This is a genomic window from Variovorax sp. Root318D1, from assembly GCF_001424835.1.
Taxonomy (GTDB): Bacteria; Pseudomonadota; Gammaproteobacteria; order Burkholderiales; family Burkholderiaceae_C; genus Variovorax.
The window spans coordinates 46,419-67,418 of the sequence record NZ_LMCQ01000022.1 but is presented as its reverse complement, the minus strand read 5'-3'; the positions used below and the strand labels follow the sequence as shown (position 1 = coordinate 67,418).

General features: G+C 66.4%; 20 protein-coding genes. 12 read left to right on the top strand and 8 right to left on the bottom strand.

Annotated elements, in window-relative coordinates; translation table 11 throughout:
- The first annotated feature begins 102 nt into the window (after positions 1-102).
- Positions 103-393: a glycine zipper domain-containing protein gene (locus tag ASC78_RS20135; RefSeq protein WP_235505150.1), complete on the top strand. Its 291-nt coding sequence runs from the start codon at positions 103-105 to the stop codon at positions 391-393.
- Positions 394-452: 59 nt separating this feature from the next.
- Here the strand turns inward: ASC78_RS20135 and ASC78_RS20130 are convergent, their stop codons facing one another.
- Positions 453-1,121 carry a DedA family protein gene (locus ASC78_RS20130; protein WP_055805259.1) on the bottom strand — a complete coding sequence of 223 codons (669 nt, stop codon included), beginning with the start codon at positions 1,119-1,121 and terminating at the stop codon, positions 453-455.
- A gap of 104 nt (positions 1,122-1,225) precedes the next feature.
- On the opposite strand from ASC78_RS20130, the gene mutL reads away from it, so the two are divergent.
- The 4 genes from mutL (at position 1,226) to ASC78_RS20110 (ending at position 5,960) form a co-directional block, all read left to right on the top strand.
- Positions 1,226-3,103 (top strand): DNA mismatch repair endonuclease MutL, encoded by a 1,878-nt coding sequence (gene mutL / locus ASC78_RS20125; protein ID WP_055805256.1) that lies wholly within the window; start codon positions 1,226-1,228, stop codon positions 3,101-3,103.
- A 187-nt stretch (positions 3,104-3,290) separates the two neighbouring features.
- Positions 3,291-4,289, top strand: a complete 999-nt coding sequence (locus ASC78_RS20120; protein WP_055805254.1) for an alpha/beta hydrolase — start codon at positions 3,291-3,293, stop codon at positions 4,287-4,289.
- A gap of 43 nt (positions 4,290-4,332) precedes the next feature.
- Complete coding sequence (gene miaA / locus ASC78_RS20115; protein WP_055805251.1) at positions 4,333-5,313, top strand: tRNA (adenosine(37)-N6)-dimethylallyltransferase MiaA; 981 nt, start codon at positions 4,333-4,335, stop codon at positions 5,311-5,313.
- Entirely contained in the window at positions 5,310-5,960 is a 651-nt protein-coding gene (locus ASC78_RS20110; RefSeq protein ID WP_055805248.1) for an ABC transporter ATP-binding protein, read from the top strand. The genes miaA and ASC78_RS20110 overlap by 4 nt, the downstream gene beginning before the upstream one ends.
- Before the next feature lies 1 nt (position 5,961).
- Here the strand turns inward: ASC78_RS20110 and ASC78_RS20105 are convergent, their stop codons facing one another.
- Positions 5,962-6,918 (bottom strand): threo-3-hydroxy-L-aspartate ammonia-lyase, encoded by a 957-nt coding sequence (locus ASC78_RS20105; RefSeq protein WP_055805245.1) that lies wholly within the window; start codon positions 6,916-6,918, stop codon positions 5,962-5,964.
- A gap of 9 nt (positions 6,919-6,927) precedes the next feature.
- A complete protein-coding gene (locus ASC78_RS27535) occupies positions 6,928-7,128 on the bottom strand; it encodes a hypothetical protein (RefSeq protein WP_157634496.1) in 201 nt (66 codons plus the stop codon).
- Positions 7,129-7,142: 14 nt separating this feature from the next.
- On the opposite strand from ASC78_RS27535, the gene ASC78_RS20100 reads away from it, so the two are divergent.
- The 7 genes from ASC78_RS20100 (at position 7,143) to ASC78_RS20070 (ending at position 16,117) form a co-directional block, all read left to right on the top strand.
- Positions 7,143-7,508 (top strand): YciI family protein, encoded by a 366-nt coding sequence (locus ASC78_RS20100; RefSeq protein WP_055805242.1) that lies wholly within the window; start codon positions 7,143-7,145, stop codon positions 7,506-7,508.
- On the top strand, positions 7,505-8,737 hold the full coding sequence (locus tag ASC78_RS20095; RefSeq protein WP_055805239.1) for an RNA polymerase sigma factor: 1,233 nt from the start codon (positions 7,505-7,507) through the stop codon (positions 8,735-8,737). Before ASC78_RS20100 ends, ASC78_RS20095 begins: the two co-directional genes overlap by 4 nt.
- Before the next feature lie 62 nt (positions 8,738-8,799).
- On the top strand, positions 8,800-11,412 hold the full coding sequence (locus ASC78_RS20090) for an FtsX-like permease family protein (protein WP_055805237.1): 2,613 nt from the start codon (positions 8,800-8,802) through the stop codon (positions 11,410-11,412).
- Positions 11,413-11,491: 79 nt separating this feature from the next.
- On the top strand, positions 11,492-12,553 hold the full coding sequence (locus ASC78_RS20085; RefSeq protein ID WP_055805235.1) for a PLP-dependent cysteine synthase family protein: 1,062 nt from the start codon (positions 11,492-11,494) through the stop codon (positions 12,551-12,553).
- Positions 12,553-13,632, top strand: a complete 1,080-nt coding sequence (locus tag ASC78_RS20080) for a lipocalin-like domain-containing protein (RefSeq protein ID WP_055805232.1) — start codon at positions 12,553-12,555, stop codon at positions 13,630-13,632. The genes ASC78_RS20085 and ASC78_RS20080 overlap by 1 nt, the downstream gene beginning before the upstream one ends.
- A gap of 89 nt (positions 13,633-13,721) precedes the next feature.
- The gene (locus tag ASC78_RS20075) at positions 13,722-14,192 is read left to right on the top strand and encodes a hypothetical protein (protein ID WP_055805229.1); all 471 of its coding nucleotides are present in this window, start codon (positions 13,722-13,724) and stop codon (positions 14,190-14,192) included.
- Positions 14,193-14,275: 83 nt separating this feature from the next.
- Complete coding sequence (locus tag ASC78_RS20070) at positions 14,276-16,117, top strand: bifunctional metallophosphatase/5'-nucleotidase (protein WP_055805226.1); 1,842 nt, start codon at positions 14,276-14,278, stop codon at positions 16,115-16,117.
- A gap of 54 nt (positions 16,118-16,171) precedes the next feature.
- Here ASC78_RS20070 and ASC78_RS20065 read toward each other — a convergent pair whose 3' ends face one another.
- From ASC78_RS20065 to ASC78_RS20045, 5 genes are all read right to left on the bottom strand, one after another.
- Positions 16,172-17,155 carry a branched-chain amino acid ABC transporter permease gene (locus ASC78_RS20065; protein ID WP_055805224.1) on the bottom strand — a complete coding sequence of 328 codons (984 nt, stop codon included), beginning with the start codon at positions 17,153-17,155 and terminating at the stop codon, positions 16,172-16,174.
- 5 nt (positions 17,156-17,160) lie between these two features.
- Entirely contained in the window at positions 17,161-18,036 is an 876-nt protein-coding gene (locus ASC78_RS20060) for a branched-chain amino acid ABC transporter permease (protein ID WP_055805221.1), read from the bottom strand.
- A 144-nt stretch (positions 18,037-18,180) separates the two neighbouring features.
- Complete coding sequence (locus ASC78_RS20055; protein WP_055805218.1) at positions 18,181-19,377, bottom strand: ABC transporter substrate-binding protein; 1,197 nt, start codon at positions 19,375-19,377, stop codon at positions 18,181-18,183.
- A gap of 57 nt (positions 19,378-19,434) precedes the next feature.
- Positions 19,435-20,142, bottom strand: a complete 708-nt coding sequence (locus ASC78_RS20050; protein WP_055805216.1) for an ABC transporter ATP-binding protein — start codon at positions 20,140-20,142, stop codon at positions 19,435-19,437.
- 1 nt (position 20,143) lies between these two features.
- Complete coding sequence (locus tag ASC78_RS20045; RefSeq protein ID WP_055805213.1) at positions 20,144-20,914, bottom strand: ABC transporter ATP-binding protein; 771 nt, start codon at positions 20,912-20,914, stop codon at positions 20,144-20,146.
- Positions 20,915-21,000: the final 86 nt, after the last annotated feature.

Below are 21,000 nucleotides of genomic sequence, written 5' to 3'. Positions count from 1 at the left end.
GAGCGGCCCGTGGCACCGCACACCCAGGCGCGGCAGGCTCCTACAACGCCGGCAGGCCGCTTTTGCCCATCATGATCCCATCACTCTAGAAAGGTGGACGACATGATGAAGGCACGAATCTGGATGGCTGCTGCGGCGGCTACCACGGTCATGGCATTGGCGGGTTGCGCATCTGGTCCCAACCAGAACCTGGGCACGGGGGTCGGCGCACTCGGCGGCGCGGCAGTGGGCCACGCCATTGGCGGCAATACCGCCAGTACGCTGGGCGGCGCAGCCATTGGCGGCGTGATCGGCAATCAGGTGGGCCGTAGTGTGGACGAACGCAACTACTACGAGAGCCAGCGCGCTTATCCGCCGAGCACCTACTACCCGCGCAACGGTCCGACCTACTGACCCGTTCTGACCCTCTACTGAAGCGCGCCTCCACCGGCGCGCTTTTTTTTGAGCGTCGATCAGGCCTTGGACGGCAATTGCGCGCGCGCTTTTTCCGCGCGTGACGCACGCCAGGCGCCGAAGATGGCGATCAGGCCAGGCACGATGATCAACGCCCAGATGATCTTGTCGAGGTGCTCGCGCACGAAGGGCAGGTTGCCGAAGAAATAGCCCGCCGTTGCAATGCCAAGCACCCAGATCAGGCCACCGACCACGTTGAACATCGTGAACTTTGCGCGGCTCATTTCGGCCACGCCGGCCACGAAGGGCGCAAAGGTGCGAATGAAGGGCATGAAGCGCGCAAGAATGATCGTGATGCCGCCGTAACGTTCGTAGAACGCGTGCGCCTGGTCGAAGGCCTTTCGGTTGAAGAAGCGCGAGTTCTCCCACTTGAAGACCTTGGGCCCGAAATAGCGGCCGATGCTGTAGTTGCACTGGTCGCCCAGAATGGCCGCGACGATAAGCACGGTGCATGCGATCGGAAAGCTCATGAGCCCCACGCCGCACAGCGCACCCACGATGAAGAGCAGCGAGTCGCCCGGCAGGAACGGCATCACCACCGCGCCGGTCTCCACGAAAACGATCAGGAAGAGCAGCGCATAAACCCACGGGCCGTATGCGATGACGAAGGCCTCGAGGTGTTTGTCGACGTGCAGGATGAAGTCGATGAGAAAGCTGATGATTTCCATGGTGGCGGATTATCCGTGCTGCGTGCCGCATGGCTTCCCATGATGGATTCGGAGACCCTGGATGACAGCCCGATACATCCGGGTGAGGCTTCTAGAATGCTCGCGTGAGCGCCCTTCCCTCCCCCATTCCCTCTCTCGATCGACGTCCGATCCGCGAACTTCCCGACGAACTGATCAGCCAGATCGCCGCCGGCGAAGTGGTCGAACGGCCGGCATCGGTGGTGCGCGAACTGCTCGACAACGCGCTCGATGCGGGGGCGCGCCAGGTCACGGTGCGGCTGGCTTCGGGCGGCGTTCGGCTGATCTCGGTCGAGGACGACGGCCAGGGCATTCCACGTGAAGAGCTTACGGTGGCGCTGCGCCGCCATGCCACCAGCAAGATCGCCAGCCTGAACGACCTTGAAACCGTGGGCACCATGGGCTTTCGGGGCGAGGCTCTCGCGGCCATCAACGCCATTGCCGAGCTCAGCATTCTTTCGCGCTTTGCGGGCGCAGACGGCGCCTTTGCACTCGACGGCCGCACCGGCGAACTACGTCCGGTGGCCCGCGGGGTAGGCACCACGGTGGAGGTGCGCGAGCTCTTTTTTGCCACGCCGGCGCGCCGCAAGTTCCTGAAGACCGACGCCACCGAATTGGCGCACTGCATCGAAGCGGTGCGGCGCCACGCGCTGGCGCGGCCTGAAGTCGGCTTTTCGGTGTGGCATGACGGCAAGCTGATGGAGCAGTGGCGCGCCGCCGACCAGCGCGATCAGCGGCTGGCCGATGCCCTCAGCGACGACTTCGTCGCGCAGAGCGTGGCAGTCGATCACGTTGGCGGGCCGGTGCGCGTCCTCGGGCGGGCCGGCATTCCCGACGCGGCGCGGTCGCGCGGAGACCAGCAGTTCTTCTACGTCAATGGCCGTTTCGTGCGCGACAAGGTGCTGTCGCATGCGGTGCGCAGCGCCTACGAAGACGTGCTGCATGGCCAGCGCCAGCCGGTGTACGCGCTCTACCTCGACATCGATCCGTCGCGCGTCGACGTGAACGTGCATCCGACGAAGATCGAGGTGCGCTTTCGAGATGGGCGCGAGGTGCACCAGGCGGTGCGCCATGCAATTGAAAATGCCCTTGCCGCACCGCGCGCGGGCGACGCCGTGGCGCCGGCCGGCGCGCAGCAGCCCTTCTTCAAGCCGAATGTGCCGGCATCGGGCGCCACCTGGGCCCAGCCCGCCATCCATTTCACGGCCAGGGAACGCGGTGCTGGAGATTTCGAGGCCATGTGGCCAAGGCGAACGGTCGAAACAACCCACCCCCCTGCCGCCTCGGGCTGGCCCGTTCCCGGTACGGCGCCGTCGTCGCCCCGCCCCCCGGTCGGCCTGCCGGGCGACTCGGCGGAGGCCATGGCGACCAACGAAGAGGCCTGGCCCCTCGGCCGCGCATTGGCGCAGTTGCAAGGGATCTACATCCTGGCCGAGAACAGCCAGGGGCTGATCGTGGTCGACATGCATGCCGCCCATGAACGCATCGTCTATGAGCGGCTCAAGACGCAGCTCGACGGCACCGCGATCACCAGCCAGCCCCTGCTGATTCCCGCCACCTTTGCGGCCACGCCGCAGGAAGTGGCCACCGCCGAAGCCTGCGCCGCGGTCTTGCCCACGCTCGGCCTGGAAATCACCCCCTTCTCGCCGCGCACCCTTGCGGTGCGCGCCGTGCCCGGCACCCTGGCCGATGGCGATCCCGTCGAGCTGGCACGCAGCGTGCTGGCCGAACTGGCCCAGCACGATGCGAGCACCGTCGTGCATCGAGCACAGAACGAATTGCTCTCGACCATGGCCTGCCACGGCGCGGTGCGGGCCAATCGCAAGCTCACCATCGACGAAATGAACGCTCTGTTACGTCAGATGGAAGCCACCGAGCGCTCGGACCAGTGCAACCACGGCCGTCCTACTTGGCGGCAGCTGTCCATTCGCGAGTTGGATGCGCTTTTTATGCGCGGCAGATAGAAAAACGCACGCTTTTCAGGGTTTTTCCGGAGTTTTCTGCAGTCATCCGTGAAGCGGGCACGGGCGTTGCATGTATAGAACTAAGTGCCGCCTGAGCACTGAAGGGAGGGGTGCTGGGGCGCAGTGTCGGCGCGTTTCAGCTGAAAGCATATGAACTTTCTGCCGGCTTCGCTGTCCCTCCTAGTCCATGAAACGCTGGTCCCTGCTTGCCTCCGTTATTTCGCTGTGCGCCCTCCTGGCCGCCGGCTGCTCCACATTCGACGAGCAGCAACGCGAGTGGATCTTTCAGCCCAGCGACCGCAGCTGGGGCAACACCGCCACCATGACCGAGGGCATGCAGGACGTCTGGATCGACTTCCAATCGTCCATCACCGGGGAACCGGCACGCCTGCATGGCCTCTGGCTCGGCGGCGAGCCCGAAACCACCGATCGGCCTGTGATGCTGTACCTGCACGGTGCCCGCTACAACGTGGCAGGCTCGGCGCCTCGCATCCAGCGCATGCACGAACTCGGTTTTTCGGTGCTGGCCATCGACTACCGCGGCTTCGGCAAGAGCTCCAAGGGCCTGCCGTCGGAAGAATCGGCACGCGAGGACGCCCGCGCCGCCTGGACCTGGCTGGCCGCGCGCCACCCGCGGCAGCACCGCTACATCTTCGGCCACTCGCTGGGCGGCGCCATTGGCATCGACCTGGCCGCGAACGTCAAGGACGAGAGCGGCACCATCGTCGAAAGCACGTTCACCTCCATTGCCGACGTGGTCAGCAGCTTCAAGTGGGGCTGGCTGCCGTTTGGTCCGCTCATCACGCAGCGCTTCGAGGCCATCAACCGCGTCAAGGACATCGGCGCGCCGCTCCTGGTGGTGCATGGCACCGCCGACAGCCTCATCAACCCCACGCTGGGACGCAAGCTCTACAACGCAGCCACGGTGCCCAAGCTCTTTGTGCTGGTGGAAGGCGGGTCGCACCACAACACCAATTCGGTCGGTGAGGCCCAGTACCGCTCGGCGCTCGCGCAGCTGTTCCGCATGAAGCCCGAGGCCACGCTGGCCGCGCGGCAGACGGAAGGCGCGCCCGTGGTGCACGGCGCGCAGCCGGTGCCCGTGTTGCCGCCGAACGAGCGCGCCGATTCGGCCACCCTGCCGCAGGAGGCGCGCGGCAAGGCCACCGCCAGCGCGCAAGCGATCTGAGGGCAAGGCCCGGCCTCGTTTTTGTTGTTACCCTCGGGCGCTTATGCCGCCCTCCGTTGCCGACACCGGCCATCCTGAAAACCCGAAATTCGTCGCGCTCGCGGGGCCGACCGCCTCCGGCAAGACCGGGGTGGCGCTCGCCGTGGCGCGCGTGCGGCCGGTCGAGATCGTCAGCGTCGATTCGGCTCTGGTCTACCGCGGCATGGACATCGGCACCGCCAAGCCGAGTTTGGCCGAACAGGCCGCCGTGCCGCACCACCTGATCGACATCCTCGACCCCGCCGAAAGCTACAGTGCGGCGGCTTTCGTGGCCGATGCGACACGGCTGATCGACGAGATCCGCGCCCGCGGCGCCTTGCCGCTGCTGGTGGGCGGCACCATGCTTTACTTCAAGGCCCTGTTCGACGGCATCGATGCCATGCCTGCCGCGGATCCCGCAGTGCGGTCGCGCATAGACGCCGAAGCTGCTGCGCTCGGCTGGCCCGCGATGCATGCGCGGCTCGCGGGGGTTGATCCCGCGACGGCCGCGCGCCTTGCGCCGCAAGACAGCCAGCGCATCCAACGCGCGCTCGAAGTATGGGAGAGCAGCGGACAGCCCTTGTCGAGCTTTCATACGGAAGACAAGGAAGCGAAGGGCCTGGCCGGTGGCTCGCTCTTCTCACTCGAACCCACCGACCGCGCCTGGCTGCATGCGCGCATCGCCGATCGCTTCGACGCCATGCTGGCGGCAGGCTTTCTCGATGAAGTCAAAGCGCTGCGCGCGCGCGGCGACCTGTCGACCGAACTGCCTTCGATGCGCTGCGTGGGCTACCGACAGGCTTGGGAAATGCTCGACGCCTGCGGCGGCGCCAATCCCGACGCCAAGGCCATGAACGACCTGCGCGAACGCGGCATCGCGGCCACGCGCCAGCTGGCCAAGCGGCAGATCACGTGGCTGCGCAGCATGCCGGCGCGCTCCGTCATTGCGTGCGATGCGCCCGACGCCGTGCAGATCGCTGTCCAACGCATTGCGGCCGCCGCATGACGCTGCACATTTCCAAGCTCGCCAAGCACTACGGCGACGTACCCGTGTTCGAGAACGTGACGCTCACCGTCGCGCCTGGCGAGTTCGTCGCCATCGTGGGCGAATCGGGTGTCGGCAAATCGACGCTGCTCAACTGCATGGCCGGACTCGACAGCTGGGATGCGGGCACCGTCACGCACAACGGCACCGACATCGGCGCCCTCGACGGCGAAGCCTGCGCGCTCTGGCGGCGGCGCCACGTAGGCTTCGTGTTCCAGGCCTTTCACGTGCTGCCGCACCTGGACGTGGCGCAGAACGTGTCGCTGCCGCTGATGCTGCTGGGCCGGCAAAAGGAAGATGGCCGCGTCGCGCACATGCTCGATGCGGTGGGCATGCCCGGCATGGGTGCGCGTCTGCCGCAGACGCTGTCGGGCGGGCAGCTTCAGCGCGTGGCGATCGCGCGTGCGCTGGTGCACCGCCCCGCCCTGCTGCTGGCCGACGAGCCCACGGGCAACCTCGACCCCGGCACCGCGGCCAAGGTGATGGAACTGCTGATCGGCCAGACGCGCGAGCACGGCGCCTCGCTGGTGCTGGTGACGCACTCCGAGAGCGCGGCGGCCCGTGCGGACCGCCTGCTGCATCTGACGGCCGAAGGAATTCGCGCCTGAGCTACGCGAGCAGCGCGGCGTAGCGCGCGAGGTCGACGTTGCCGCCGCTCACCACGATGCCGACGCGCTGGCCCGCAATGGACTTGCCTGCCGCGATGGCACCCGCGAAAGCGAGGCAGCCCGTCGGCTCCACCACGATCTTCATGCGCTCGGCAAAGAAGCGCATCGCCTCGACCAGCTGCGCGTCCGTCACGGTGAAGATGTCGTCCACGTCGCGACGGATGATGCCGAAGGTGTACTCGCCCAGGTGCTGCGTCTGCGCGCCGTCGGCAATGGTCTTGGGCGTTTCGATGTGCACGATCTTTCCGGCGCGGAAAGACTGCTGGCCGTCATTGCCCGCTTCGGGCTCCACGCCATACACCTTGCAATCGGGCGCCAGAGCGCGCGCTGACAGCGCCGAACCCGACAGAAGCCCGCCACCGCCCAGACATACGAACAATTGGTCGAGCGGGCCGGTCTCCTCGATCAGCTCCTTCACCGCGGTGCCCTGGCCCGCAAGCACGTCCGGATGGTCGTAGGGCGGGATCATCGTCATGCCGCGCTCTTGCGCGAGCCCCTTCGTCAGCGCTTCGCGGTCTTCGGAAAAGCGGTCGTACATCACCACTTCGGCGCCATAGCCCTTCGTGGCCGCAACCTTGGCGGCCGGCGCGTCCTTGGGCATCACGATGACGGCCGGCATCGACAGCAGCCGGGCCGACAGCGCAATGGCCTGGGCGTGGTTGCCCGAGGAGAAGGCGATCACGCCGCCCTTGCGCTGCGCGGCGCTGAACTTCGACAGCGCATTGAACGCACCTCGAAACTTGAACGCCCCCATGCGCTGCAAGTTCTCGCACTTGAAGAAGAACCTGGCGCCCCAGCGCTCGTCGGCCGTCTGCGAGCGCAGCACGGGCGTGCGGTGGGCATGGCCTTCGAGCCGCGCAGCCGCGGCAATCACGTCGTCGTAGGTAGGTAGTTGCATGAGCCGAGCTTAGCGGCGGCTTGCGATCCGTTGAAGCCCGGTGGGCAAAAGCCCGGTACTCGCGGTCAGCCGTTCCGTAATTTGGCGCGAACCGTTGCGCCAAACGGCGATCGCGTAAAAAATAATCCCGCGCGACACGCGCCCTCGTGTCGAAACGAGCGGCTGCGGGCCGTCATTGTGGTGAGCGATCTTGCTCAGCACCTTTTCCATGACGGAGAGACACCATGCAGTACATGTTGATGTTCTACCAGCCCTCAGCCGAGTTCGAGCAGCGCAACGACGCGTCTTCGCAAGCCTTGCGAGCCAGTTGGATGGCCTATGCCGATGCAGTGCGCGCGTCGGGCATTTCGCAGGGCGGCCACGGCCTGTTCCCGCCCATGACCGGCACCACGCTGCGCGTGCGCGGCGACAAGCGCCAGGTGCAGGACGGCCCCTTCGCCGACACCAAGGAGCAACTCGGCGGCTACTTCGTGATCGACGTGGCCGACCTCGATGCCGCGCTCGAATGGGCCGCGCGGGCGCCATGCGCTACCAGCGGCGGCGTGGAGGTGCGCCCAGTCTTCATCGCGACGGCGGCAGCTACTGCGTGACCGACCCAGCGGCTCATCGGGCCACCGAACGGGCGGCAGGCGAGTCGTATGGGCGGCTCCTCGCCATCCTTTCGGCGCGCACGCACGACATTGCGTCATCCGAAGATGCGCTGGCCGATGCCTTTGCGCGCGCGCTCGAGCGCTGGCCCATCGATGGCGTGCCCGACCAGCCCGATGCCTGGCTGCTGAGCGTGGCGCGGCACCGCACGCTCGACGCTTGGCGCCACACACGCGTGCAGGATGCGGCCACGCAAACCCTGCTGCTGCTGGCCGGCGAGGTGGATGCGGGCGCCGCAGATGGTGCGGCCGTGCCCGACGAGCGCTTGCGGCTGCTCTTCGTGTGCGCGCATCCGGCCATCGACGCCGCAGCGCGCGCACCGCTGATGCTGCAGACCGTGCTCGGTCTCGACGTGGCCCGCATGGCGGGAGCCTTCCTGACCTCACCCTCCACGCTCGGCCAGCGCCTCGTGCGCGCGAAGGCCCGTATCCGCGCCGCGGGCATTCCCTTCGAATACCCGCAGGCCCGCGACCTGCCGCAACGGCTGCAGGACGTGCTCGACGGCATCTATGCCGCCTATGGCACCGGCTGGGACGGCGTCGACGGCGCGGATGCCCTGCCCCGCGGCCTCACGACGGAAGCCGTCGAGCTCTGCCGCATTCTTTGCGCGCTGATGCCGAACGAGCCGGAGCCCCTGGGGCTGCTGGCGCTGATGCTGTTCTGCGACAGCCGGGCCGCGGCACGGCGCAGCGATTCCGGCGCCTACGTGCCGCTCGACCAGCAGGACATGGCACGCTGGAACCCTGATTTGCTCGCGCAGGCCGAGCGCTGCCTGCACCGCGCATCGGGCATGAACATGCTCGGGGCCTACCAGTTGGAGGCCGCCATCCAGTCGGCCCATTGCGAGCGCCGCCTCGGCGCGCCAGTACCGCCCGAAGCCATGGTCGCGCTGTACGACGGCTTGCTGGCCCTTCGGCCCAGCATCGGCGCGCAGGTGAGCCGTGCCTGCGCCCTGGCGAAAGCGCGCGGTCCCGGCATCGGCCTGCAGGCGCTCGACGCTATTCCCGCGAACGAGGTGGCGAGCTATCAGCCTTTCTGGGCGGCACGCGCGCATCTGCTCGCGGCCGACGGTGCGAACGCGGCCGCGCGCCAGGCATTCGACCGCGCCATCGGCTTGAGCGCGAGCCCCGTGGTACGCGCTTATCTCAACGGGATGGCCGAGCGGCTCTGATTTCGGCTCTTCTTCAAGAGCCCGCCAAAACGCGGCAATCGGGCGCCGGCCACAATCACGTCATGCGCGCCTTGCTCACCACCTTTTCTTGGCAGGAACTGCGCCACCACCCCTGGCGCAACGCCGCGGCCGTTTTGGCCGTGATGCTGGGCGTGGCACTCGCGTTCTCTGTGCAGCTGATCAACGCCTCGGCGCTCGACGAATTCTCGAGCGCCGTGCGCTCGGTCAACGGTCAACCCGATCTCGAAGTGCGTGCCGTGCAGGGCAGCTTCGACGAAGCGGTATTCGCGCGCCTGGCGCAGCATCCGCAGGTGGCGCTTGCGAGCCCCGTGCTTGAGTTCCAGGGCCTCGCGCTGGCCGGCGAGCGCCAAGTCCCGATGCGCGTGATCGGCATCGATGCGCTGGCGCTGCCCACCATCGCACCGGCGCTGATGCCGCAGCCCCGCAAGAACGCCGACCGCTTCGCGATTTTGGCGCCGGGCCATGTGTTTCTCAACACCGCGGCGCGCAACGTGCTCGGCCTGCCGGTTGAAGCGGCGGAAGGCGGCGCGGAGTCGATCCAGCTGCGCAGCGGCAGCGCATGGCAGCGGCTCGAGGTCGCGGGCCATGTCGCCGCCAGCGGCACCGCACTGGCAGTGATGGACATCGCCGCCGCACAAGACCTGTTCGGCAAGCTCGGCCGCCTCAGCCGTGTCGACCTGAGGCTGGCACCGGGCACCGACCAGACCGCGTTCATCGCATCGCTCCAGGAATCGCCGGGCTGGCCCGCCGGCCTGCAGTTTGCCGAGCCGGGCGACGCGGCGGAGCGCGTGAGCAATCTTTCGCGCGCCTACCGCGTCAACCTCACGGTGCTCGCGCTGGTGGCGCTTTTCACTGGGGCCTTTCTGGTGTTCTCGGTGCTGGCGCTCAGCGTGGCCAAGCGCGCCCAGCAGTTCGCGCTGCTCGGCGTGCTGGGGCTGACGCCGCGCGAGCGGCTGCGCCTGGTGCTGCTCGAATCGCTGGTGCTAGGCCTGATAGGAAGCGCCGCCGGCCTGGCGCTGGGTACGGCGCTCGCGGCCTTCGCATTGCGCGTGCTCGGCGGCGACCTGGGCGGCGGCTACTTCGAAGGCGTGACGCCCGCGCTGCACTGGAGCACCGCATCGGCCTTGCTGTACGGCGGACTCGGCGTGCTCGCAGCACTGGTGGGCGGCTGGTGGCCCGCGCGGGCGGCAGAGGCCTTGCCTGAGGCGCAGACCCTCAAGGGCCTGGGTGCCGCGCCAGTCCAAGGCAAGAGCCACTGGCTGGCCCTCGGCCTCATTGCCGCGAGCGCGGCACTGGCCAACATGCCGGCTGTCGGCGGCATTCCGATCGCCGCTTATCTCTCCGTGGGCTGCCTGCTGGTGGGCGGCATCACCGCGCTGCCCTGGCTCATCGCTCTGCTCTACGATCGCGTGGCACCCGTGTTTTCGCAGCGCGTTTTGCCAATGCTCGCCATCGAGCGCGCACGGCGCATGCGCGGCACAGCGGCCGTGGCGGTCAGCGGCGTGGTCGCGAGCCTGAGCCTCGCGGTGGCGCTGACGGTCATGGTCGCGAGTTTTCGCGATTCGGTGACGCGCTGGCTCGACGTGGTGCTGCCAGCCGATCTCTATCTTCGCGCCACGTCGAGCGGGCGCTCCGGCAATTCAGGCACGCAGAGCAGCAGCGACACCGCCACCTTCTCGCCCGCTTTCGTGCAGGCGCTTGCGCAACTGCCCGGCGTGGCACGCACCGGCACGCTGCGCACGCGGTCGCTACAGCTGGATCCCGCGCAGCCTTCGGTCTCGCTGATTTCGCGGAGCCTCGAAAGCGGCGCGGCGCAGGCGCTACCGCTGGTCGGGCCCGCACTGCCAGTGCCGGCGGGACAGGTCGGCATCTACGTGAGCGAACCGATGGTCGAGCTGTACGGCGCCAAGCCGGGCGATCTGTTCGCGCCGCTTTCGTCGGCCTTGGGCAGCAGCAGCAGCGGTTCCGGGCCGGCGAAATTCTTCGTGGCGGGCGTGTGGCGTGACTATGCGCGGCAGTTCGGCGCCATCACCATGGACGCGCGCGACTTCGAGCGCGTGACGGGCGAGCGCGAGGTCAGCGACGTGGCGCTGTGGCTTGCGCCGGGCGCATCCGAGGGCGCAGTGCAGACCGCGGTTCGCGAGCTTGCGGCGCGGAGAGTTGGCGTGAGCGGCGAATCCGGTTCGAACATCGAGATCTCGTCGGTCGGGCAGATTCGCGCGACCTCGCTGCGCATCTTCGACCGCAGCTTTGCCGTGACCTATTGGTTGCAGGCTGTGGCCATTGCCATTGGCCTGTTCGGCATTGCAGCAAGCTTCAGTGCGCAGGTGCTGGCCAGGCGCAAGGAGTTCGGGCTGCTGGCGCATCTGGGCTTTACGCGGCGGCAGGTGCTGGCGGTGGTGGCGGGCGAAGGCGCGGCATGGACTGCGATCGGTGCAGTCGCCGGGCTCTTGCTGGGGCTTGCAGTGTCTGTGGTGCTGGTGAAGGTGGTTAATCCGCAGAGCTTTCACTGGACTATGGACTTGCTGGTGCCTTGGGGTCGGCTGTTGATTCTTTGTGCTGCTGTCGTTGCTGCAGGGACGGGGACTGCTTGGATGGCTGGGAGGGCGGCTGCGGGGAAGGATGTGGTTCTTGCGGTTAAGGAGGATTGGTAGTCCTTTGTTTTTCCGAGGCCGGGTCTCGCCCCGGCCTCGATACTCAAAACCCAATACGACTTGTAGACTGCACATCCATATGCCGCAAGCACTCCCCACTTGGCAAAGCCAAGCCATCCGCCGCATCGAAGCCGACTACCACCGCAGCGCCGACACGCACCTCATCCCGCTGCCGCTGCCAACGCTCGCCGCCCAAGGCATCGACCTCTACCTCAAAGACGAGTCGACCCACCCCACAGGCAGCCTCAAGCACCGCCTCGCGCGATCGCTTTTTCTCTATGCGCTGTGCAACGGATGGGTGCGCGAAGGCACCACCATCGTCGAGGCCTCGAGCGGCTCGACGGCGGTCAGCGAAGCCTATTTCGCGCGTCTATTGGGCCTGCCCTTCATCGCCGTGATGCCGCGCAGCACCTCGCCCGAAAAAGTGGCGCAGATCGCCTTCTACGGCGCGCGCTGCCACTTCGTCGATCACGCGGCGCAGGTCTACGAAGAAGCGCGTGCGCTCGCCGAGCAAACCGGCGGCCACTACATGGACCAATTCACGTATGCCGAACGCGCAACCGATTGGCGCGGCAACAACAACATTGCCGAGAGCATGTTCCAGCAGATGGCGCGCGAGCGGCATCCGGTGCCGGCGTGGATCGTGGTGGGCGCGGGCACCGGCGGCACCAGCGCCACCATCGGGCGCTATGTGCGCTTTCGCTGCCACGACACGCAGGTGTGCGTGGCCGATCCCGAGGGCTCGGTGTTCTCCGCCTACCACCGCACCGGCGACCCGACGCTGACGGCGGCGGGCTCGCGCATCGAAGGCATCGGACGGCCGCGCGTGGAACCGAGCTTCATTCGCACGCTGGTCGACCGCATGATCGAAGTGCCCAACCTCGATTCGGTGGCCGCCATGCATGCGCTCTCGGCGCTGCTGGGACGCAAGGTCGGCCCTTCGACCGGTACCAACTTCGTCGGCATGCTGGCCATTGCACGCGAGATGCGCGCTACCGGGAAGCAGGGTTCCATTCTTTCGCTGCTGTGCGACGCAGGCGAGCGCTATCTGCCAAGTTATCACGATGCCGCATGGGTGCAGAACGCATTCGGCGACATCGGTCCGGCGCAGCAGCGCATCGACGCGCTGGTTGCGGAGTAATGCCAGCGCGGGCCTTCAGCCATCTTTCGCGGCGCAGCTTGATTCTCGCGGCGCTTGCCGCGGCCGCGCCCGAAAGCTGGGCCTTGCCCGAGCGCACCTTGCAGTTCCCGCGCGACTTCGGTAGCCATCCCGATCTGCAAACCGAATGGTGGTACATCACGGGCCACGCCAAGTCGGCGGCGGGACGCGAGTTCGGCTTCCAGGTGACGTTCTTCCGTTCGCGCGTCGATGCGGCTCAAGGCCTGCGCTCGGCCTTCGCGGCCAAGCACCTCGTGTTCGCGCACGCGGCCGTCACCGACCTGGAAGGTCGCGTGCTGCTGCACGAGCAGCGCATCGCGCGCGCGGGCTTCGGCATTGCGTCGGCGAGCGAGGCCGATACCGATGTGCGCCTGCGCGACTGGTCGCTGCTGCGCAACAAGGACGGCAGCTATTCGGCGCGCGTCCCGGCCGGCGAGTTCTCGTTCGACCTGCGTTTCACGCCCACGCAACCGGTCCTGCTGCAAGGCAAGGCTGGACTCTCTCGCAAGGGGCCGGAAGAAGCACAGGCGAGCTACTACTACAGCGAACCCCAGTTGAGGACACAGGGGAAGCTCACGCTCAAGAAGGGCCAGGCTTTCGACGTCGACGGCACCGCGTGGCTCGACCACGAATGGAGCGAGGCGCTGATGCATCCCGATGCTGTGGGTTGGGACTGGATCGGCATGAACCTGGACGACGGCAGCGCCCTCACCGCCTTTCGCCTGCGGCGGCGCGACGGCAGCGCATTGTGGAGCGGCGGCTCGTTTCGCACGCGCGACGGCGCGCTGCGCAGCTTCGGCAGCGACGAGGTGCGCTTTGACGGCGCCAAGGCTTGGACCAGCCCGCGCACACAGGCGAAGTATCCGACGCAGTGGCGCGTGGAAACTCCGTCAGGCATCTTCGAAGTGCGCGCCCTGCTCGATGACCAGGAGCTCGACAGCCGCGGCTCGACCGGCGGGGTGTACTGGGAAGGCGTGAGCGACCTGCTCGATGCGCAAGGGCGGCGTATCGGCCGTGGCTACCTGGAGATGACCGGCTACGCCGCACCGCTGCGGCTCTGACCTCACGAAGCAGCCCGGCCTGTCATCACGCGGTCATGCCGAGCCCCTGAACTCGACGTTCGACGTGCGCGTTGTGCGCCAAGGCTCGAATGAAGAACAGACCCCCGATCATCAACATCGCTCTGCTGCTCGTGCTTGTCCTGTCCGCTGCAGCGGGCGTCGCATGGGCATTTGCGACTGCGCTTCGTGCTGCCCCGCCGGAGAACACCGCGATGCTTGAAATCCGCTGGCATGGCAACGGCATCATCCTCCAGGGGGCGGTGAGGGACGCTGCCACGCAGCACGCGCTCGTCGAAGGCGCGACGGCAAGGCTCGGCGGCGAAGCCGATCAGGTGGTGGATTGGCTGGACATCACGCCCGCAGCACTGCCGGTGGCGGACGTTGCGGCGCTTGCCGCTGTCCTCCAACTGGGGCAGGAGGGCTGGCATCTGCAACGCCGAGCCGACGACGGGTGGCTCGCCGTGCAGTCGCCCGGCGACGCACGCAGTGCGCGAGCCAGCGAGCTGCTGCAACGCGCCTTCGGCCGCGGCGTGACCATTCGCCTGATCTCCCTGCCTTGAGAACCCGTTCGCAACGCGGCGTCACGGCGACGTCATCTGCCATCTTCAGCATGCGCTGCATTCCACACAAAGAGGAGAGGCTCATGCACGCATCGTTGAAACCACATCTCGTCCTGGCGGGGGTCGTGTTGGCCACGCTGTCCGCCTGCGGCGGAAGCAATAGCAATTCGAACGGCTTCGTTCCGGTCGTCGCACCGCCCGCACCGGCCCCCGCGCCGCCAGCGCCGGCGCCAGCATCGGCCGCGCCCGGCAGCGTGGACGTGAAGCTCATCGCCTTCAACGACCTGCACGGTAACCTCGAGCCGCCCAGGCTGTCCATCACCGCCCCGGCCAAGAGCGGCGGCACGGTTGCGGTGCCCGCCGGCGGTGCAGCCTACCTCGCCTCGGCCATCGCATCGCTCAAAGCCAAAAACGAGAACAACGCGGTTGTTTCCGCCGGCGACATGATTGGCGCCTCGCCGCTGGTGTCGGCGCTGTTCCTCGACGAGCCGACCATCGAGGCGGTGAACGAGATGAAGATCGACTTCAACGCCGTGGGCAATCACGAGTTCGACAAGGGCCAGACCGAACTCCTGCGCATGAAGAACGGCGGCTGCGCCAAGAACACGCCGCTGGAGCCCTGCCGGGTCAACAAGGCCTTTCCTGGCGCCAACTTCGGCTTCCTCGCGGCCAATACCGTGAAGACCGACGGCACCACGCTGTTTCCCGCCACGGGCATGAAGACCTTCACGAAGGATGGCGCCACGGTGAAGGTGGCGTTCATCGGCATGACCCTCAAGGGAACGCCCAGCATCGTGACGCCCGCCGGCGTTGCCGGCTTGAGCTTCAAGGACGAAGCGGACACGGCCAACGCATTGATACCGCAGTTGAAGGCCCAGGGCGCGGACGCCATCGTCGTGGTGGTCCACGAAGGCGGCACGACCACGGTGGGCTACAACGACAAGAGCTGCGCCGGCCTGAGCGGCGACATCGTTCCGATCCTCGACAAGCTGGACGCGTCGGTCGACGTAGTGATCTCGGGCCACACGCATCGCTCGTACATCTGCGACTACGGCAAGACAAACCCGGCCAAGCCCTTCCTGCTGACGAGCGCCGGCCAGTACGGCACTCTGCTGACTGACATCAACCTGACGATCGACACGCGCACCCGCAAGGTCACGGCCAAGTCGGCCGACAACGTGATCGTTCAGGGCGAGGCCTACACAAGCGGCGCCAGCACCGTCGCACTGACCGACCAGTACCCCACGTTCGGCAAGAACCAGCAGGTGGCCGCGCTCGTCAGCCAATACCTCTCGATCGCAGCGCCGCTGGTGCAGCGGGTGGTTGGCACGCTCTCCGGCCCGGCCACGCGGACGCAGACGGCTTCGCGCGAGAACGTGCTCGGCAACCTGGTCGCAGATGCGCAGCTCGACGCCACCAGCGCAAGCAACAAGGGCGGCGCGCAGATCGCGTTGATGAACCCCGGCGGTGTGCGCGCCGACCTCGTGCCGGCCGGTGACGGCAGCGTGACCTATGGCCAGATCTTCAGTGTGCAGCCCTTCGGCAACAGCTTGGTGGTGAAGACGATGACGGGAGCGCAGATCAAGGCACTGCTGGAGCAGCAGTTCAACAGCGGCACCAACACGGTCGCTTCACCCAGGGTGTTGCTGCCTTCTCGCAGCCTGAGCTACAGCTACAGCCTCTCGGCGCCCGCGGGCTCCCGCATCAGCAACATGGCGCTCAACGGCACCGCGATGGCCGACGGCACTAACTACCGCGTGACGATGAACAGCTTCCTGGCCACCGGTGGAGACAACTTCACGGTCTTCAACCAGGGCACGGACACGCTCGGCGGCGATCAGGACGTGGATGCGCTGGAGGCCTACATCAAGGCCAACAGCCCGCTCGCGCCGCCTTCGACCAACCGAATCACGGCGCTGCCCTGAACGGGCCTGCCCCAGATGCGAAAAAGGCGGACACCGTCCGCCTTCTTCGTTGCATCAGACCTTGCTTTTTCGGCGGTCGAAAAAGGCGATGACCTCGCCCATGATGCCCTTGCGGAATGCGAGCACGCAGACCACGAAGATCAGGCCCGTCACCATGGTCACCGATTCACCCAGCGTGTTGAACCAGTCGACACCGGTCACGCGTGCCATGAAGGTGCCGAAGTCGCCGACCTTGTTCTCCAGCAGCACGACGACCGCCGAACCCACCAGCGGCCCCGAGAGCGTGCCGAGGCCGCCCACCAGCGTCATCAGGATCACGTGGCCCGAGGCGGTCCAGTGCACGTCGCTGAGCGAGGCGAAGCCGAGCACCAGGGTCTTGAGCGAGCCGGCCAGGCCTGACAGCGCGGCCGAGATCACGAAGGCCAGCAGCTTGAACCGGTTGACGTCGTAGCCGAGTGAAATGGCGCGCGGCTCGTTCTCCTTGATGCCCTTGAGCACCTGCCCGAAAGGCGAATGCACGGTACGCGCAATAAGGAGGAAGGCCGCGACCACGATGACCAGCGCGACGTAGTACATCGTGAGATCGTCGCGCAAATCGACAATGCCGAAGAGCTTGCCGCGCGGCACACTCTGCAGGCCGTCTTCACCGCCGGTGAAAGGTGCCTGAAGCGCGACGAAATACATCATCTGCGCCAGCGCCAGCGTGATCATCGAGAAGTAGATGCCCTGGCGGCGAATTGCCAGCCACCCGAACACCAGCCCCAGCAGCGCACCGGCCAGCGTGCCCAGGATCAGCCCGAGCTCGGGTGTGAGATGCCAGACCTTGAGCGCCTGGCCCGTAAGGTAAGCCGAGCCGCCGAGGAACGCGGCGTGGCCGAACGACAGCATGCCGGTGTAGCCCAGCAGCAGGTTGAAGGCGCAGGCGAAGAGTGCGAAGCACAGCACCTTCATCACGAACACCGGATAGAAGCCTATGAAGGGTGCGGCGATGAGCGCCAGCAGAAGCACCCCATAGACGACGAGCGATATTTTCTTCATGGACTTCACTTCTCGCTGCCGAACAGGCCGGCCGGACGGATCAGCAGCACCACGACCATGATCACGAACACCACCGTGGCCGAGGCCTCCGGATAGAAAACCTTGGTCAGCCCTTCGATCACGCCGAGCCCCAGGCCCGTGAGGATGGCGCCCATGATCGAGCCCATGCCACCGATGACCACCACTGCGAACACGATGATGATGAGGTTCTGCCCCATCAGCGGCGAGATCTGGATCACTGGCGCGGCGAGCACGCCAGCAAAAGCCGCCAGCGCTACGCCGAAGCCGTAGGTCAGCGTCACCATCAGCGGCACGTTGACGCCGAAGGCTTCTACCAACCGCGGATTTTCGGTGCCGGCGCGCAGGTAGGCGCCGAGCCGCGTCTTCTCGATGGCATACCACGTGGCAAAGCACACGACCAGCGATGCCACCACCACCCATGCGCGGTAGTTGGGCAGGAACATGAAGCCGAGGTTGGTGCCGCCGCTCAGCGCCTCTGGCGTGTTGTAGGCCAGGCCGGACACGCCGTACACCGAACGGAAGCCGCCTTCGATCAGCAGTGTGAGACCCAGCGTGAGCAACAGGCCGTAGAGGTGGTCGAGCTTGTAGATCCAGCGAAGCAGGAGCCGCTCGATCAGCATGCCGAACAGGCCGACGATCAGCGGCGCCAGCACCAGCATGACCCAGTAGTTGACGTTGAAATAATTCATCGCCATCCACGACAGCACCGCCCCCATCATGAACAGCGCGCCGTGCGCAAAGTTGATGACGTTGAGCAGACCGAAGATCACCGCCAGCCCGAGGCTCAGGATCGCGTAGAACGACCCGTTGACCAGCCCCAACAGGAGCTGGCTCAACAGGGCGGGCATGGAAATGTTCATCGTGAAAAACGAGGTTCAGAAAGACAGCAATGACTTCGCGCGAGGACGGCCGCGCGCGGCCGTCCGAAGCGGCCGGACCGCGCCCCGCTCAGCGGGGTTGGCAAAGCGACACGCAGTGCGCGAAGACTGGGGAGCGGGCAACAGTTACTTCCAGAGCGCGCAGGTGCTTTCTTCCTTGGTCGTATACACCTGGTCGCCAGGCACCTTCTTGACGATCTTCAGCAGGTCCCACGGGCCCTTGGATTCCGAGGGCTTCTTGACCTCGGCCAGCAGCATGTCGTGCACCATGCGGCCGTCGGGGCGGATGACGCCCTTGGCGTAGAAGTCGTTGATCGGCGTCTTCTTGAGGTACGCCATCACCTTGTCGGCGTCGGTGCTCTTTACGGCTTCCACAGCCTTGAGGTAGGCCATGGTGGCCGAGTAGTCGGCGGCCTGGATGTCGGTCGGCTTGTTCTTGGTCTTGGCTTCGTAGCGCGCTGCCCACTTGCGGGACTCGTCGTCGGCGTCCCAGTACCAGCTGGTCGTGTGCAGCAGGCCTTGCGTGGCCGGCAGTCCCAGGCTCTTGACGTCGGTGAGGAAGACCAGGAGACCCGCGACCTTCATCGACTTGTCGATGCCGAACTCCTTGGCTGCCTTCATCGAATTGATGAAGTCGCCGCCAGCGTTGGCGAGGCCGAGCACCTGGGCCTTGGAGTTTTGCGCCTGCAGCAGGAAAGACGAGAAGTCGGATGCATTGAGCGGAGCACGCACCGTGCCCACCACCGTGCCGCCCTTGGCCTTGACGACCTTGGCCGTATCTGCCTCCAGTGCGTGGCCGAAGGCATAGTCGGCCGTCAGGAAGAACCAGCTCTTGCCACCCGTATCGACCACGGCGCCGCCGGTGCTCTTGGCGAGCGCAACGGTGTCGTAGGCGTAGTGCACGGTATAGGGGCTGCACTGCGCGTTGGTCAGCGCCGAGGTGGCCGCGCCATTGGTGAAGAACACGCGCTTCTTCTCTTGCGCCACCTTGGAGGTGGCCAGTGCGACGCCCGAGTTGGTGCCGGCGAAGATCATCGTCGCGCCGGCCGTGTCGATCCATTCGCGCGCCTTCGAAGCGGCAATGTCGGGCTTGTTCTGGTGGTCGACGCTCAGCACTTCCACCGGCTGGCCCAGCACCTTGCCGCCCATGTCGTCGATGGCCATCTGGATGGCCGTTGCGCCGCCCTTGCCTTCCAGGTCGGCATAGAGGCCCGAGAGGTCGCTGATGTAGCCGATGACGACCTTCTCCTGCGCCTGCACGGCATGGCTGGCAAGACCCGCGGCGCCGAGCATGAGTGCAATGATCTTGAGTTTGTTTTGCATGGTGTCTCCTGGGATGGTTGAGAGAGTCAACAGGGAAATCGGTTTGGCACAGCTCGGCTACACGCCCAGCAGTTCGCTGAGTACGGGCATCTTGGCGTCGAGTTCCTTGGCGCCGAAAGCCTCGACCATGCGGCCGTGCTCCATCACGTAGAAGCGGTCGGCCAGCGGCGCGGCAAAGCGGAAGTTCTGCTCCACCATCACGATGGTGTAGCCCTTGCCCCGCAGCGTGTGGATCATTCGCGCGAGGGCCTGCACGATCACGGGCGCCAGGCCTTCGGAAATTTCGTCGAGCAGAAGCAGCTTGGCGCCGGTGCGCAGGATGCGCGCCACGGCGAGCATCTGCTGCTCGCCGCCCGACAGCCGCGTGCCCGGACTGTTGCGGCGCTCGGCCAGGTTGGGAAACATCTCATAGATCTCGGCCACCGACATGCCCTGCCCCGCACCCTTGAGCGCCGGTGGCAGCAGCAGGTTCTCTTCGGCCGAAAGACTGGCGAAGATGCCGCGCTCTTCCGGACAATAGCCGATGCCCAGGTGCGCGATGCGGTGCGTGGCCATGCCGATGGTCTGCACGCCGTTGACCTCGATGCTGCCCTTGCGCGAGCCGGTCAGGCCCAGGATGGCGCGCAGCGTGCTGGTGCGCCCGGCGCCGTTGCGGCCGAGCAGCGTGACGACTTCGCCGGGCTGCACCACCATGTTCACGCCGTGCAGCACGTGCGATTCGCCGTACCAGGCGTGGAGGTCCTTGATTTCAAGCGCGGCGGTCATATCAATGTGCGCCTTGCAGTTGGCCGTCGGTGGTGCCCATGTAGGCTTCCATCACCTGCGGATTCTTCGAGACTTCGGCATAGGGGCCTTCGGCCAGCACGGCGCCGCGCTGAAGCACCGTGATGGTGTCGGCAATGGTCGAGACCACGCTCATGTTGTGCTCGACCATCAGGATGGTGCGGCCGGCGGATACGCGCTTGATGAGTTCTGCGACGCGATGCACGTCTTCGTGGCCCATGCCCTGCGTGGGTTCGTCGAGCAGCATCAGCTCGGGGTCCATGGCCAGCGTGGTGGCAATCTCGAGTGCGCGTTTGTGGCCGTAGGGCAGGTTCACCGTCAATTCATTCGCTTCATGCGCGAGGCCGACCTCGGCCAGCAGTTCGCGGGCGCGCGCATTGAGCGGCTCCAGCGTCTTCTCGCTTTTCCAGAAATGGTAGGAGGTGCCGAGCGCGCGCTGCAGCCCGAGGCGCACATTCTCGAGCAGCGTGAGATGCGGAAACACCGCCGAGATCTGGAACGAGCGGATGATGCCGCGCCGGGCGATCTGCGCCGGCCGCTCGCCCGTGATGTCGTGCCCGTTGAAAAGGATCGTGCCGGTGGTCGGCTCGAGAAACTTGGTGAGCAGGTTGAAGCAGGTGGTCTTGCCGGCGCCATTGGGCCCGATGAGCGCATGGATCGAGCCGCGCACCACCGACAGGTTGACCTTGCTGACCGCGGTGAACCCCTTGAATTCCTTGGTGAGCTGGCGTGTTTCGAGGATGACGTCGCTCATCTCGCGAAATCGCCCGGGTTCAGAAAAGATATGTCGGTCATGCAGTCCATCTCGATGCGCCACTACCGAGCGCGGCCTGATTGTTG

Coding starts and splice junctions, on each gene's coding strand:
- ASC78_RS20130 (WP_055805259.1), bottom strand. CDS start 1,121: ATGGAAATCATCAGCTTTCTCATCGACTTCATCCTGCACGTCGACAAA.
- ASC78_RS20105 (WP_055805245.1), bottom strand. CDS start 6,918: ATGCAACTACCTACCTACGACGACGTGATTGCCGCGGCTGCGCGGCTC.
- ASC78_RS20135 (WP_235505150.1), top strand. CDS start 103: ATGATGAAGGCACGAATCTGGATGGCTGCTGCGGCGGCTACCACGGTC.
- ASC78_RS20120 (WP_055805254.1), top strand. CDS start 3,291: ATGAAACGCTGGTCCCTGCTTGCCTCCGTTATTTCGCTGTGCGCCCTC.
- ASC78_RS20060 (WP_055805221.1), bottom strand. CDS start 18,036: ATGAACATTTCCATGCCCGCCCTGTTGAGCCAGCTCCTGTTGGGGCTG.
- ASC78_RS20100 (WP_055805242.1), top strand. CDS start 7,143: ATGCAGTACATGTTGATGTTCTACCAGCCCTCAGCCGAGTTCGAGCAG.
- ASC78_RS20110 (WP_055805248.1), top strand. CDS start 5,310: ATGACGCTGCACATTTCCAAGCTCGCCAAGCACTACGGCGACGTACCC.
- ASC78_RS20085 (WP_055805235.1), top strand. CDS start 11,492: ATGCCGCAAGCACTCCCCACTTGGCAAAGCCAAGCCATCCGCCGCATC.
- ASC78_RS20090 (WP_055805237.1), top strand. CDS start 8,800: ATGCGCGCCTTGCTCACCACCTTTTCTTGGCAGGAACTGCGCCACCAC.
- ASC78_RS20055 (WP_055805218.1), bottom strand. CDS start 19,377: ATGCAAAACAAACTCAAGATCATTGCACTCATGCTCGGCGCCGCGGGT.
- ASC78_RS20065 (WP_055805224.1), bottom strand. CDS start 17,155: ATGAAGAAAATATCGCTCGTCGTCTATGGGGTGCTTCTGCTGGCGCTC.
- ASC78_RS20045 (WP_055805213.1), bottom strand. CDS start 20,914: ATGAGCGACGTCATCCTCGAAACACGCCAGCTCACCAAGGAATTCAAG.
- ASC78_RS20075 (WP_055805229.1), top strand. CDS start 13,722: ATGAAGAACAGACCCCCGATCATCAACATCGCTCTGCTGCTCGTGCTT.
- ASC78_RS27535 (WP_157634496.1), bottom strand. CDS start 7,128: ATGGAAAAGGTGCTGAGCAAGATCGCTCACCACAATGACGGCCCGCAG.
- ASC78_RS20070 (WP_055805226.1), top strand. CDS start 14,276: ATGCACGCATCGTTGAAACCACATCTCGTCCTGGCGGGGGTCGTGTTG.
- ASC78_RS20050 (WP_055805216.1), bottom strand. CDS start 20,142: ATGACCGCCGCGCTTGAAATCAAGGACCTCCACGCCTGGTACGGCGAA.
- miaA (WP_055805251.1), top strand. CDS start 4,333: ATGCCGCCCTCCGTTGCCGACACCGGCCATCCTGAAAACCCGAAATTC.
- ASC78_RS20080 (WP_055805232.1), top strand. CDS start 12,553: ATGCCAGCGCGGGCCTTCAGCCATCTTTCGCGGCGCAGCTTGATTCTC.